The 12,054-nt window shown below is 58.1% G+C and carries 14 protein-coding genes; 10 read left to right on the top strand and 4 right to left on the bottom strand.

Going from position 1 to position 12,054, the window contains the following annotated elements:
* The first annotated feature begins 33 nt into the window (after positions 1 to 33).
* The 6 genes from mutM (at position 34) to JNB91_RS21565 (ending at position 5,753) form a co-directional block, all read left to right on the top strand.
* The gene (gene mutM / locus JNB91_RS21540; RefSeq protein WP_220327534.1) at positions 34 to 912 is read left to right on the top strand and encodes a bifunctional DNA-formamidopyrimidine glycosylase/DNA-(apurinic or apyrimidinic site) lyase; all 879 of its coding nucleotides are present in this window, start codon (positions 34 to 36) and stop codon (positions 910 to 912) included.
* A gap of 28 nt (positions 913 to 940) precedes the next feature.
* Entirely contained in the window at positions 941 to 1,726 is a 786-nt protein-coding gene (locus tag JNB91_RS21545; RefSeq protein WP_220327535.1) for an enoyl-CoA hydratase, read from the top strand.
* A gap of 167 nt (positions 1,727 to 1,893) precedes the next feature.
* Complete coding sequence (gene rpsT, locus JNB91_RS21550) at positions 1,894 to 2,160, top strand: 30S ribosomal protein S20 (protein WP_220327536.1); 267 nt, start codon at positions 1,894 to 1,896, stop codon at positions 2,158 to 2,160.
* An 821-nt stretch (positions 2,161 to 2,981) separates the two neighbouring features.
* Positions 2,982 to 4,556: a chromosomal replication initiator protein DnaA gene (dnaA, locus tag JNB91_RS21555; protein ID WP_220327537.1), complete on the top strand. Its 1,575-nt coding sequence runs from the start codon at positions 2,982 to 2,984 to the stop codon at positions 4,554 to 4,556.
* A gap of 237 nt (positions 4,557 to 4,793) precedes the next feature.
* The gene (locus tag JNB91_RS21560; RefSeq protein ID WP_220327538.1) at positions 4,794 to 5,390 is read left to right on the top strand and encodes a class I SAM-dependent methyltransferase; all 597 of its coding nucleotides are present in this window, start codon (positions 4,794 to 4,796) and stop codon (positions 5,388 to 5,390) included.
* 126 nt (positions 5,391 to 5,516) lie between these two features.
* On the top strand, positions 5,517 to 5,753 hold the full coding sequence (locus JNB91_RS21565; protein WP_220327539.1) for a hypothetical protein: 237 nt from the start codon (positions 5,517 to 5,519) through the stop codon (positions 5,751 to 5,753).
* A gap of 40 nt (positions 5,754 to 5,793) precedes the next feature.
* On the opposite strand, the gene grpE is transcribed toward JNB91_RS21565, so the two are convergent.
* Positions 5,794 to 6,417, bottom strand: coding sequence for a nucleotide exchange factor GrpE (gene grpE / locus JNB91_RS21570; RefSeq protein ID WP_220327540.1), 624 nt, complete (start codon positions 6,415 to 6,417; stop codon positions 5,794 to 5,796).
* 91 nt (positions 6,418 to 6,508) lie between these two features.
* A complete protein-coding gene (gene hrcA / locus JNB91_RS21575) occupies positions 6,509 to 7,597 on the bottom strand; it encodes a heat-inducible transcriptional repressor HrcA (RefSeq protein WP_220327541.1) in 1,089 nt (362 codons plus the stop codon).
* A gap of 279 nt (positions 7,598 to 7,876) precedes the next feature.
* On the opposite strand from hrcA, the gene rph reads away from it, so the two are divergent.
* The 4 genes from rph to hemW are packed head-to-tail and all read left to right on the top strand — an operon-like array spanning position 7,877 to position 10,868.
* Positions 7,877 to 8,596 (top strand): ribonuclease PH, encoded by a 720-nt coding sequence (gene rph / locus JNB91_RS21580; protein WP_220327542.1) that lies wholly within the window; start codon positions 7,877 to 7,879, stop codon positions 8,594 to 8,596.
* Between the two features lie 11 nt (positions 8,597 to 8,607).
* Positions 8,608 to 9,015 carry a VOC family protein gene (locus JNB91_RS21585; RefSeq protein ID WP_220327543.1) on the top strand — a complete coding sequence of 136 codons (408 nt, stop codon included), beginning with the start codon at positions 8,608 to 8,610 and terminating at the stop codon, positions 9,013 to 9,015.
* An 8-nt stretch (positions 9,016 to 9,023) separates the two neighbouring features.
* On the top strand, positions 9,024 to 9,668 hold the full coding sequence (rdgB, locus tag JNB91_RS21590; RefSeq protein ID WP_220327544.1) for an RdgB/HAM1 family non-canonical purine NTP pyrophosphatase: 645 nt from the start codon (positions 9,024 to 9,026) through the stop codon (positions 9,666 to 9,668).
* 6 nt (positions 9,669 to 9,674) lie between these two features.
* Positions 9,675 to 10,868, top strand: coding sequence for a radical SAM family heme chaperone HemW (gene hemW / locus JNB91_RS21595; RefSeq protein WP_220327545.1), 1,194 nt, complete (start codon positions 9,675 to 9,677; stop codon positions 10,866 to 10,868).
* 34 nt (positions 10,869 to 10,902) lie between these two features.
* Here hemW and ptsN read toward each other — a convergent pair whose 3' ends face one another.
* The gene (gene ptsN / locus JNB91_RS21600; RefSeq protein ID WP_220327546.1) at positions 10,903 to 11,367 is read right to left on the bottom strand and encodes a PTS IIA-like nitrogen regulatory protein PtsN; all 465 of its coding nucleotides are present in this window, start codon (positions 11,365 to 11,367) and stop codon (positions 10,903 to 10,905) included.
* Between the two features lie 63 nt (positions 11,368 to 11,430).
* A complete protein-coding gene (gene hpf / locus JNB91_RS21605) occupies positions 11,431 to 12,009 on the bottom strand; it encodes a ribosome hibernation-promoting factor, HPF/YfiA family (protein ID WP_220327547.1) in 579 nt (192 codons plus the stop codon).
* Positions 12,010 to 12,054: the final 45 nt, after the last annotated feature.

Below are 12,054 nucleotides of genomic sequence, written 5' to 3' on the forward strand. Positions count from 1 at the left end.
GGCGCGGTTGTTGAAACAGGAAGTTAGGTATCCATGCCCGAATTGCCAGAGGTCGAAACCGTCAGACGCGGGCTTGCCCCGGTCATGGAAGGCGCGCTCGTGACGCAGCTTCAGCAGAACCGCCCGGATCTGCGCTTTCCGCTGCCGGAAGCCTTCGCCGAAAGGGTCTCCGGCCGCCGCATCATCTCGCTTGGTCGCCGTGCGAAATATCTGCTGATCGATCTGGAAGACGACCTGACCCTGATCAGCCATCTCGGCATGTCCGGCTCGTTCCGTATCGAGGATGAAGTTCAGGGCGACTTTCACCATGCTCGCTCTAAGGACAGCAAGCACGATCACGTCATCTTCCATGTCGAGCGCGACGGAAGAGGGCAAAAGGTCATCTATAACGACCCGCGCCGTTTCGGCTTCATGCATCTGTGGAAGCGCAGCGAACTCGATCTCTACCCGGCCTTTGCCGAGCTCGGCCCGGAGCCGACCGGCAATGCGCTCGATGCCGATTATCTGGCTGGACGCCTGAGCGGCAAGAGCCAGCCGCTGAAAGGCGCGCTGCTCGATCAGACGGTCATCGCCGGTCTCGGCAATATCTATGTCTGCGAAGCCCTGTGGCGATCGCACCTGTCGCCGAAGCGCCAGTCGGGCACGCTGGTCACGCCCAAGGGCAAACCGAAAAAGGAATTGCTGGCGCTGACCGAGGCTATCCGCGCCGTCATCGCCGACGCGATTGCCGCTGGTGGATCGTCGCTGCGCGACCATATCCAGACAGATGGATCGCTCGGTTATTTCCAGCATTCTTTCTCCGTCTATGATCGCGAGGGCGGGGCTTGCCGCATGCCGGGATGCAACGGTACCGTTACCCGCATCACGCAATCCGGCCGATCAACCTTCTATTGTCAGGTCTGCCAGACTTAAGCCGATAACGACTTGGGAGGACACTTCTATGGCTCTTGAAACCGATTTTGAAACCATCCTGACGGAAACCCGTGGCGCGGTGGCGATCATCACGCTGAACCGCCCCAAGGCACTCAATGCGCTGAATTCGGTCGTCATGGGCGAACTGACGGCGGCCCTGAGCGCCTATGACAAGGACGAGAGCGTTGCTGTTGTCGTCCTCACCGGCTCCGAAAAGGCCTTCGCCGCCGGCGCCGATATCAAGGAAATGCAGTCGCTCGAATTCGTCGATGCCTATGTCGGCGATTTCATTTCAGGCTGGGATGCCGTGGCGACTTTCCGCAAGCCGCTGATCGCTGCCGTCTCGGGCTTTGCACTGGGTGGCGGCTGCGAGCTCGCCATGATGTGTGACTTCATCATCGCCTCGGAGACGGCAAAGTTCGGTCAGCCGGAGATAACCCTCGGCGTCATTCCGGGCATGGGCGGCTCGCAGCGCCTCACCCGCGCCGTCGGCAAGTCCAAGGCGATGGATATGGTCCTGACCGGCCGGATGATGGATGCAGCGGAGGCGGAGCGCGCGGGACTCGTATCGCGTGTGGTCGAGGCCGAAAAACTGATGGACGAGGCACTGGCTGCCGCGGCGAAGATTGCGGCCTTCCCGCGTGCCGCCACGCTGATGGCCAAGGAGGCCGTCAACCGGTCGTTTGAGGCCACACTCACCGAAGGGCTGCGTTTCGAACGTCGCATATTCCAGTCGCTGTTTGCCACCTCCGACCAGAAGGAAGGCATGGCCGCCTTTGTCGAAAAGCGCAAACCCGCCTTTTCCAATAGGTAGAGGCTTAAAAAGCGCGTTGACTGGGGCGGGTATTCCCGCTATATGCCCGCCCACAGTTGGGAAAGCCTCTTCACGGCTTCCTCTATTGCTCCCGAATTGCTGGATGATGGGTCGCAGGACCGGCGGCAACGGTGGAGTGTTGGTTCGAATTCGTAGAGAGGCATGAAATGGCCAATACAACTTCGGCGAAAAAAGCGACCCGCAAGATCGCTCGCCGCACCGCAGTCAACAAGGCTCGCCGTTCGCGCGTTCGCGGCTTCATCCGTAAGGTTGAAGAAGCCATCGCAACCGGTGATGTGGCTGTTGCTGCAGAAGCACTCAAGGCTGCTCAGCCTGAGATCGCTCGCGCCGCTACCAAGGGCGTTCTTCACAGCAACACGGCATCCCGCAAGGTGTCCCGTCTTGCTGCTCGCGTGAAGGCACTTTCCGCCTAAGCCGGCTATCAATATCAAAGTTTTAAGAAAGCCTGGTCTAACGACCGGGCTTTCTTTGATTCTGCCTTTTCAATCAATCGTTGTCCGGCTCAATAACGGTTTCGTGTCATATGCGTGACAAGAAAAATGAAGCTTTATTAGTGACTTACGGCGAGTAGTTGCCTTTTTGCCTTCAATCGGCATGGGGCAAATGACGACAAAATTGAGTCAAGCGAATTTTTATTTTTCTTCTGAATCGCGATGGTTGTGACTGGCCAAATTTGAATCCCATTGATTCAACAGCGATTCTTTTCTCGCGCTCCTGCGACATTCAAAACACGCGCCAAGAGTCAACGCCCGGCGCTTAATTTTGGGTAAAAAACGCTGTTGATCTTGCCGGGTGATCCTGCCTAAATGGCTTCCAGCAAGGGGCTCGGGGACAACTTCAGGAGCTTTCGCTGGCAGTCTCAATCACGAGAAGGTCGCGGTGGTTCCATGTTCTTTGCTGCGGGATAAATACTCCCGTTTTCCATAAACTCAGGGTTGCAAACCGAAAAGTGTATGCTTTCCGGCGGCAGTCCTTTTGTGTCCGCGGATCACCTCGGTGGTTTTGTCGGACATCGATGAATGATGTCTCGTACGAGGATGAGGCATCAGGAGATCCCATATTGACCGGTCTGAATGAGGCGGACCGGAAGATGAGTTTCGTTCTGGCGGACGAAGCTGGGAACAATGAGGAGACGAATTAGGGTCCTTCCTTCACGGGAAAGGCCTCAGTGAAATTTAAGACTATGTCTGGCGAAATAAGTTCGCCGGGCTTCCATTCAGAAGGCGGCAAATTAATGCAGATCAATACCGTATCGACACGGGCACTTGGTGATAGCGACCGTGCGCGGCAGGGATTCGATACAGTTTGCTCCCAAGCGGCAGGGGAAACAGCGGAAATGCAGCATGATGCTCTTTTCGAGCGGTTCAGCACGCGATTGAAGGCGCAGGTTGGTCAGGATGTTTATGCAAGTTGGTTCGCGCGTCTTAAGCTTCATTCTGTATCCAAGAGCGTTGTCAGGCTCACCGTTCCGACGACTTTTCTGAAATCCTGGATCAACAACCGTTATCTTGACCTGATCGAGTCTCTCTTCAAGGAAGAAGACAAGGAAATTCTCAAGGTGGAAATTCTGGTCCGTAGCGCAAGCCGGGTCGTGAAGGCTCCGGGCGCTGTTGAACAGCGGCCTGCACCTGTCGAGAACAACACGACGGCCAATTTCAATCGCGCTTCTCAGCCGCGTGAAATCGGCAAGATCGCGGCCTTCCCGGCACCTGTGGCTGCGGCATCGTCTGCAACGCGCAGCGGACAATCCGGCCAGCTCTTCGGTTCACCTCTCGATAGCCGTTACACGTTCGAGACCTATATCGAAGGCTCTTCCAACCGCGTGGCGCTTGCCGCGGCCAAGACGATTGCGGAAGCCGGTGCCGGCGCCGTGCGCTTCAACCCGCTTTTCATTCATTCGAATGTCGGCCTGGGCAAGACGCATCTTCTTCAGGCGATCGCCAATGCTGCCGTCGGCAGCAATCGCAATCCGCGTGTCGTTTATCTGACGGCTGAATATTTCATGTGGCGTTTCGCAACCGCGATCCGCGACAATGATGCCCTGACGCTGAAAGATAGCCTGCGCAATATCGATCTCCTGATCATCGACGACATGCAGTTCCTGCAGGGCAAGATGATCCAGAACGAATTCTGCCACCTCTTGAACATGCTGCTCGACAGCGCCAAGCAGGTCGTGGTTGCTGCGGACCGTGCACCTTGGGAACTGGAATCGCTCGATCCGCGCGTCCGTTCGCGTCTCCAGGGCGGTGTTGCCATCGAACTGGAATCCCCGGAATACGAAATGCGTCTGGAAATGCTGAAAGGTCGCCTGAGCGCGGCCAAGCAGGATGACCCGTCGCTTGATATTCCGGCCGAGATTTTGAGCCACGTCGCCCGCAACGTCGCCAGCAGCGGCCGTGAACTGGAAGGCGCTTTCAACCAGCTCCTGTTCCGTCGTTCCTTCGAGCCGTCGCTCTCCATCGAGCGTGTTGATGAGCTTCTGGCCCATCTCGTGGGCGCCGGCGAAGCCAAGCGTGTCCGCATCGAGGATATCCAGCGCATCGTTGCCCGTCACTATAACGTGTCGCGCCAGGAACTGGTGTCGAACCGGCGTACCCGCGTCATCGTCAAGCCGCGCCAGATCGCCATGTATCTGGCCAAGACCATGACGCCGCGTTCCTTCCCGGAAATCGGCCGTCGTTTTGGCGGACGTGACCATACGACCGTTCTTCACGCTGTGCGCAAGATCGAGGAGCTGATCGGTGACGACAGCAAGCTTGGCCACGAAGTCGAGCTCTTGAAGCGTCTGATCAATGAGAACAATGCTTGATCGGCTGCTGAGCCAAATTTGAAGATCGGATGGGTCGTTCCGCAGGGAGCGGCCCATTTTTTCTTTCGCGAGCCAGGGCGATATAAAGATGGTCTCTTGACGAGTTGAGCCTGCGCGCCGAACCTCTGGAAAAATACCGGTGATAGAGCAAGAGGCTCCGCATGTTCCTGTTATCCATTGCAATAGCCTTTGCTGCTTTCGGCACGAAATTGCGTCTGGCTTTGCGGTGAGGGGACAATGTCTAGCCAGGACGACCCGACATCGCTCTTCTACTCCGACAATGCGGCCTCATATGCGGCGGCACTGTCAGATGCGAGCCTGAAACGGCTGGATACCTTTCTCGCAGCGCTCCCCGCGGCAGCAAGCATCCTGGAACTCGGCTGCGGCAGTGGCCGCGATAGTGCCGTCATGATCGCTCGCGGTTTTGATGTTTTGCCCACCGATGGCATCCCGGAGATGGCGAGCGAAGCTTCATCGCGTCTTTCTATTCCCGTTCCGGTCCTGCGTTTCGAAGAGATCGATATGGTCTCCGCCTTCGACGGTGTCTGGGCCAATGCCTGCCTGTTACATGTCCCGCGTAGCGAGCTTGGCGGCATTCTGCAAAAGATCCGTACGGCCCTGCGCCCGGGCGGTGTGTTCCATGCGAGTTTCAAGGCAGGCAAAGCCGAGGGGTATGACGCTCTCGGTCGCTTTTTCAATTACCCGTCAAGGGATTGGCTTCACTTGCAATACGAAGCCATGCACTGGGAATCGATAACAATAGAAGAGCAGTCAGGCAGCGCTTACGATTGCAAGCCAACCGAATGGCTCTACGTAACTGCCGTTAAGCCTTGATGGAGAGCGAACCTTTAGTAAAGCGTTGCCTGGCTTGGTCGGAGTAATTCTTTCGAAACATCTAGTCCTCCCCCTTTGCTTTAGAGAAAGGCGCTACATGTTTGTTCGAATCTCTGGAGGAAGACCATGAACGACGAAGCGCGCGCTCGGATTGCGGCGAACGACAAGCTGTTGAAAGCCGTTATCACCCTGCTGGCCATCAAGGATCCCGGTTTGCTGGATGAACTCGATATTATCTTCGCAATTGCCGAAGAGGAGGGCAGCACCTTGGCGGAAACGGATCGACGAACGCGGATCCACCTCAAGCAGGAGCTGGAGCTTATCCGCAATCTGGCAAGCACCGCTCTGGAAACGACACACTGAAGAGGCGTTGCACGCCTCTTCAGTGTGATAAAGTTGGATATCAGGCGTCGCTGGCAGCAGCCTCAGCCTTGGGACCGCCCTTGGAAACACCAACCATGGCCGGGCGCAGAACGCGATCGCCGATCGTGAAACCTGCCTGAACCACCTGCACGACCGTGTTGTTCGGAACGGCCTGGTTCGGAATTTCAAACATGGCCTGATGGAAGTTCGGGTCGAACTTTTCGCCTTCGGCATCGATCTTCTTCACGCCGTGACGCTCAAGTGCGGAAAGCATCGCACGCTCGGTCATTTCCACACCTTCGAGAAGGGTTGTCAGCGTGGCATCGGCGCCATCGCGCTGGTCGGCCGGAACTGCATCAAGTGCACGGCGCAGGTTGTCGGACACCGCCAGCATGTCGCGGGCAAATCCGGAAACGGCGTAGGACTTGGCGTCCTTGACATCGCGCTCTGTACGACGACGCAGATTGTCCATCTCGGCGGCAAGCCGAAGGAAGCGGTCGCGCAGCTCGGAGTTTTCGGCTTTCAGTACATCGAGCGGATCCGGCTCCGCCGCGACTTCGGCAGCATTCTCCTCGGCGGCACCGTCAAAATCGGCTGCTGCAGCTTCGACCTCGTTTTCCGCGAAAGCTGCGTCAGGTCCGGTTTTCTTGGTTTCGTCGGTCATGACGTTCTCCGATTGATCTGTATCTTGAATTTGCGCTCGATATCGAGGTTTGTGGCCAAAAAATCAAGGCTTGGAGGACGAAGGACCTGACTTACATCGAACCGCGCGACAGGCGGGCGATCAACTGGGCCGTATAATCGACCATCGGCACGACGCGCGAGTAGTTGAGCCGTGTCGGACCGATCACCCCGACTGCTCCGACAATCCGGTCCTCGCCATCGCGATAGGGGGCGACGATCAGCGATGAGCCGGACAGTGAAAACAGCTTGTTTTCTGATCCGATGAAGATCCGAACCCCGGACCCGGCTTCGGCAAGCTCCAGAATTTCGATCAGGCTATCCTTCTTTTCCAGGTCGTCGAAAAGCAGCCGCAGCCGGTCCAGATCCGAAGCCTCGCCCAATCCTTCCAGAAGATTGGCGCGTCCGCGAACGATGAGTTGGGTCGGCTTACCTTCCTCACTGTCACCTGACCAGACTGCAAGGCCTTTCTCGATCAGATCCTGCGCCAGCGCATCGACTTCCGTCTGCACCTCCTGCTTCAGTTTCTTGATCTGGCCTCTGAATTCCGGAAGCGTCTGGCCGGTCAGGTGCGCATTGAGAAAATTGGCCGCTTCGGTCAGCTGTGAAGAGGTGACCCCTGCGGGAAGATCGATGATGCGGTTTTCGATCTGGTTGTGATCGCCGACAAGTACCGCCAGCGCCTTGGTCGGTTCCAACCGGATGAATTCGACATGCTTGAGGATCGGATCGCTTTTGGTCGTGATGACGATACCGGCTCCGCGCGAGACGCCCGACAACATCAGGCTTGCATCCGTCATCAGGTTTTCCAGCGTCTGGTCCCTGTCGTTCGGACGTATCTGCCGATCGATGCTGGCGCGTTCCTCGTCGGAAAGATTGCCGGTCTGCATGAAGGCATCGACAAAGAAACGCAGCCCGCTCTGTGTCGGCAGGCGGCCGGCGCTGATATGCGGCGAGTAGATGAGGCCAAGCTGTTCGAGATCGCTCATCACATTGCGCACCGATGCCGGCGACAGCGACATGGGCAGAAGGCGGGAGAGATTGCGCGAACCGAGGGGCTCGCCGTTCTCCAGATAGCTTTCCACGATCCGGCGAAAGATCTCTCGCGAGCGTTCGTCGAGCATCGAACCGACATCCATGCCTCTACCCGCAGAAAAACTCATGTCCTTAACGTCACCTCGATTTGGTCTTCTTCGAAATATAGTCATTGCGGACGGTGCCTCAAAAGAGAAATCGTAGTCGTTACGCCAATTGTCACGATGAGGCGTGGAGAAGGCTTTTTCTTTGCAAATGAGGCCCGGCCCCCTTAGAAGGCGGGAAACACCGTAACGGATGAAATCGGCGACCGTTCGCCGGCCGTCCGATGCGGAAAAATCAAAAGATCGGCGCGTCCCAGGGCCTGTTGTCCAAAGACGCGGTGCGCTGATATCAGGGAGTGATCTATGCGGCCTTCAGGCAGACCAGTAAACCAGATGCGCAAAGTGTCTTTCGAGCGCAATTTCTCCAAGCACGCCGAAGGCTCCTGTCTGGTGAAGTTCGGCGACACGCATGTTCTGTGCACGGCAAGCCTTGAGGAAAAGACCCCGCCGTGGCTGCGCAACACCGGCAAGGGCTGGGTCACCGCTGAATACGGCATGCTTCCGCGCGCCACCGGCGACCGCATGAAGCGCGAAGCCGCATCCGGCAAGCAGGGAGGCCGCACGCAGGAAATCCAGCGGTTGATCGGCCGCTCATTGCGTGCCGTCGTCGATCTCGAAGCACTCGGCGAAAAGCAGATCACCATCGACTGCGACGTCATCCAGGCCGATGGCGGCACCCGAACCGCCGCCATCACCGGCGGCTGGATCGCGCTTCACGATTGCCTCAAGTGGATGGAAACCCGCTCGATGATCAAGCTCGACAAGGTCCTGAAGGATCACGTCGCGGCAATCTCCTGCGGTATCTTCGCCAACCAGCCGGTCATCGATCTCGACTATCTCGAAGACTCCGCCGCTGAAACGGATGCCAATTTCGTTATGACCGGCTCCGGCGGCATCGTCGAGGTTCAGGGCACGGCCGAAGGCAAGCCGTTCAGCCGCGAAGAGCTTTTGCAGCTTCTGTCGCTGGCGGAAGCCGGCACGCAGGAACTGGTCGCGCTGCAGAAGGCTGCAATCGGCGCCTGAAAGGGGACGCGGTGATCGACGGCATACTCGAAACCGCACTTTACACCGACGACCTCGACGCGGCGGAAGCATTCTATGCAGGCGTGCTTGGACTTGAAAAAGTCCTGCGCGCCGGCAACCGCCACGTCTTCTTCCGCTGCGGAGAGACGATCCTGTTGATCTTCAATCCGAAGGAGACGGTGAAGCCACCGTCTCCAGATGCCCTCCCGGTCCCGCCGCATGGCACGATCGGTCCCGGTCACCTCTGTTTCCGTATGGATGCGGAGGCGATTGACAGGATGGTCGAAAAGCTCAACAAGGCAGGCATTGTGATCGAAAGCGATTTCCGCTGGCCGAACGGCGCCCGCTCGATCTATTTCCGTGATCCCGCCGGCAATAGCCTGGAATGTGCAGAGCCCATGCTCTGGAACCTAAAATAGGAATTTTCATGCGCAAGCTCGATACCAAGACGATCGTTGTCGCGAGCCACAATGCCGGCAAGATCCGGGAGATCGCTGAGCTGATCGGCCCGTTCGGCTTCTCGGCAAAGTCGGCTGCCGAGTTGAAGTTTGAGGAACCGGACGAAACCGGCACTACATTCGAGGAAAACGCCACGATCAAGGCGCTCGCATCGGCCAAGGCGTCCGGCCTTCCGGCCCTGTCGGATGACAGCGGCATCGTCATCGACGCACTTGGCGGCGCACCTGGCGTCTACACGGCCAACTGGGCCGAGCGCGAGGACGGCAGCCGCGATTTCCAGATGGCGATGGAAAAAGTCGAAAAGGCGCTGCAGGAAAAGGGAGCAACCACGCCCGATAAGCGCAGCTGCCGTTTCGTCAGCGTGCTCTGCCTCGCCTGGCCGGATGGCCATACCGAACTCTTCCGTGGTGAGGTCGAAGGCACGGTCGCCTGGCCGCCGCGCGGCACCGCCGGCTTCGGTTACGATCCGCTTTTCCAGCCTGAGGGTTATGAAACGACCTTCGGCGAAATGACCAGTGACGAAAAGCATGGCTGGAAGCCGGGTGACGCGCATGCCCTGTCGCACCGCGCCCGCGCCTTCAAGCTCTTCGTCGAAACCTGCCTGGAGGCCTGATCTTTCGTGAACGCCGTAGCCTCCAACCTGCCCGATACGCTGCTCCCCGATACGGGGGAGCCGGGCTTCGGCGTATATGTCCATTGGCCCTTCTGTGCTGCCAAGTGTCCCTATTGTGACTTCAATAGCCATGTCCGCCATCAGCCGGTGGACCAGGCCCGCTTCACCGCCGCTTTCCTCAAAGAGATGGAGATGATGCGGAAGATGAGCGGTCCGAAAGTGGTGACCAGCATCTTCCTTGGCGGCGGCACGCCATCGCTGATGGACCCTTCGACCGTCGAGGCGATCCTCAACGGTATCGCACGCCACTGGAACGTGCCGGATGGCATTGAGATCACCATGGAAGCCAACCCCTCCAGCGTTGAGGCGGAACGTTTTCGTGGCTATCGCGCCGCCGGCATCAACCGTGTCTCCATGGGCGTCCAGGCACTCAACGATGCCGACCTGAAGTTTCTCGGCCGCCTGCATGACGTTGCCGATGCGCTGAAGGCGATCCGCCTTGCGCGTGAAATCTTTCCACGCATGTCCTTCGACCTGATCTACGCCCGGCCGAAACAGACGGTCGAGGCCTGGGAAGCGGAACTCAAGCAGGCAATCTCCTACGCTGTCGACCACCTGTCGCTCTACCAGCTGACGATCGAGGAGGGGACACCCTTCTACGGCCTGCACAAGGCAGGCAAGCTCATCGTCCCCGACGGCGACCAGTCGGCCTTGCTCTACGAGGCGACACAGGAAATTACCGCACGCCACGGCATGCCGGCCTATGAAGTGTCAAACCACGCCAAGCCGGGTGCCGAGAGCCGTCACAACCTGACCTATTGGCGCTACGGCGATTATGCCGGCATCGGCCCCGGCGCGCACGGTCGCCTGACCCGTGGCCGCAACAAGATTGCCACCGCCACCGAGCGCCGACCGGAAACATGGTTGGAAATGGTTGAAGCCGAAGGTCACGGCATGATCGACCAGGAAACGCTTGGTTATGATGAGCAGGCCGACGAACTGCTGCTGATGGGGCTGCGTCTGACCGAGGGCGTCGATCTCGCCCGCTGGCAGGAACTCTCGGGCCGTGATCCGGATCCTGTGCGCGAACAGCGCCTGCTGGAACACGGCTTCATCGAGCGGCTCGGGAATTCCAGGCTACGCTGCACCCCGAGCGGCATGTTGATATTGGACGCGGTCGTTGCCGACCTCGCCTGCTGATATCCATCTTTAATAAAGAGAAAGAAAGCGGCGCTTAGGCCGCGCTATTGGCCTGCTCTTCGTTGAGGAAGGCGTAGATCGCGGAGGCGGAATCCGTCTGCCGCAGCTTGGCGGCAAGATCCTGGTCGCGCAGGATGCGGGCAATGCGCGAAAGCGCCTTGAGATGGTCGGCACCAGCACCTTCCGGTGCAAGAAGCAGAAACACAAGATCAACCGGCTCGTCGTCCAGCGCCTCGAAATCGACCGGGCTTTCCAGTCGTGCAAAAATACCGCTGATCGTGGAAATGCCGGCGAGCTTGCCATGCGGAATGGCAATGCCATGTCCCACGCCCGTCGATCCCAGCCGCTCGCGCTGCAGGATAACGTCAAAGATTTCCCGTTCGGAAACGCCCGTCAGCTTGGCGGCCTTCGCTGCCAATTCCTGCAGGAGCTGTTTCTTGGAGGTCGCTTTTAAGGCAGGGATAATCGCATCTTGATGCAGCAGATCTGCCAATGCCATTCGTTTCTTCCTTTGTGCCGCGAAGGCAGGGGAAGCGTCGTTGCCGACGCCTCCCGAGTTTCTTTAGTTCTTGATATTGGTGGAGTCGATCCAGCCAATATTTCCGTCGTGGCGCCTGTAAACGATGTTCAGCTTCTCGTCACCGGGGCTCCGGAAAAGAAGCACAGGTTCGTCCGTCATATCCAGTGCCATGACGGCCGTTGCAACTGTCATCGTGCGCAGTTGCTTGGTGGATTCGGCAACGATGGTCGGAGCGAAATCGTCCGGAACTTCGTCGCCCTCGTCAGGCACGCGGTCCATGACCGTGTAGGCCACTTCTGCAAAACCGTTTTGCTGGTCCTTGCCAGCATGGTGATCCTTCAGGCGGCGCTTGTAGCGACGCAGACGCTTTTCGATACGCTCGGCGGCAGCGTCGAAACTGCCCTGCGGATCGTTTGCTTCGCCTGCGGCATGAAGCACGATCCCCGTATCGAGATGCACTTTGCAATCAGCAGAAAAACGTGGGCCGGACTTCTCTACGATAACCTGGCTCGAATAGCCTCCATCGAAGTATTTGGTTATGGCCTCCCCGATATGGTCCTCGATCTTCTGTCGGAAAGAATCACCGATTTCCATATGCTTACCGGAAACACGCACACTCATGGAATTATTCCTTCTTGTCGTGACTTGCGTGTTCCAGTCTACGCC

The organism is Aliirhizobium wenxiniae (assembly GCF_019511445.1).
Lineage (GTDB): Bacteria > Pseudomonadota > Alphaproteobacteria > Rhizobiales > Rhizobiaceae > Neorhizobium > Neorhizobium wenxiniae_A.

What these genes read in the sequence shown, in the direction of transcription:
- rdgB (WP_220327544.1), top strand. Translation starts at nt 9,024, where the DNA reads ATGCGCAAGCTCGATACCAAGACGATCGTTGTCGCGAGCCACAATGCC.
- hrcA (WP_220327541.1), bottom strand. Translation starts at nt 7,597, where the DNA reads ATGAGTTTTTCTGCGGGTAGAGGCATGGATGTCGGTTCGATGCTCGAC.
- JNB91_RS21560 (WP_220327538.1), top strand. Translation starts at nt 4,794, where the DNA reads ATGTCTAGCCAGGACGACCCGACATCGCTCTTCTACTCCGACAATGCG.
- JNB91_RS21565 (WP_220327539.1), top strand. Translation starts at nt 5,517, where the DNA reads ATGAACGACGAAGCGCGCGCTCGGATTGCGGCGAACGACAAGCTGTTG.
- mutM (WP_220327534.1), top strand. Translation starts at nt 34, where the DNA reads ATGCCCGAATTGCCAGAGGTCGAAACCGTCAGACGCGGGCTTGCCCCG.
- JNB91_RS21545 (WP_220327535.1), top strand. Translation starts at nt 941, where the DNA reads ATGGCTCTTGAAACCGATTTTGAAACCATCCTGACGGAAACCCGTGGC.
- dnaA (WP_220327537.1), top strand. Translation starts at nt 2,982, where the DNA reads ATGCAGATCAATACCGTATCGACACGGGCACTTGGTGATAGCGACCGT.
- rph (WP_220327542.1), top strand. Translation starts at nt 7,877, where the DNA reads ATGCGGCCTTCAGGCAGACCAGTAAACCAGATGCGCAAAGTGTCTTTC.
- grpE (WP_220327540.1), bottom strand. Translation starts at nt 6,417, where the DNA reads ATGACCGACGAAACCAAGAAAACCGGACCTGACGCAGCTTTCGCGGAA.
- ptsN (WP_220327546.1), bottom strand. Translation starts at nt 11,367, where the DNA reads ATGGCATTGGCAGATCTGCTGCATCAAGATGCGATTATCCCTGCCTTA.
- rpsT (WP_220327536.1), top strand. Translation starts at nt 1,894, where the DNA reads ATGGCCAATACAACTTCGGCGAAAAAAGCGACCCGCAAGATCGCTCGC.
- hpf (WP_220327547.1), bottom strand. Translation starts at nt 12,009, where the DNA reads ATGAGTGTGCGTGTTTCCGGTAAGCATATGGAAATCGGTGATTCTTTC.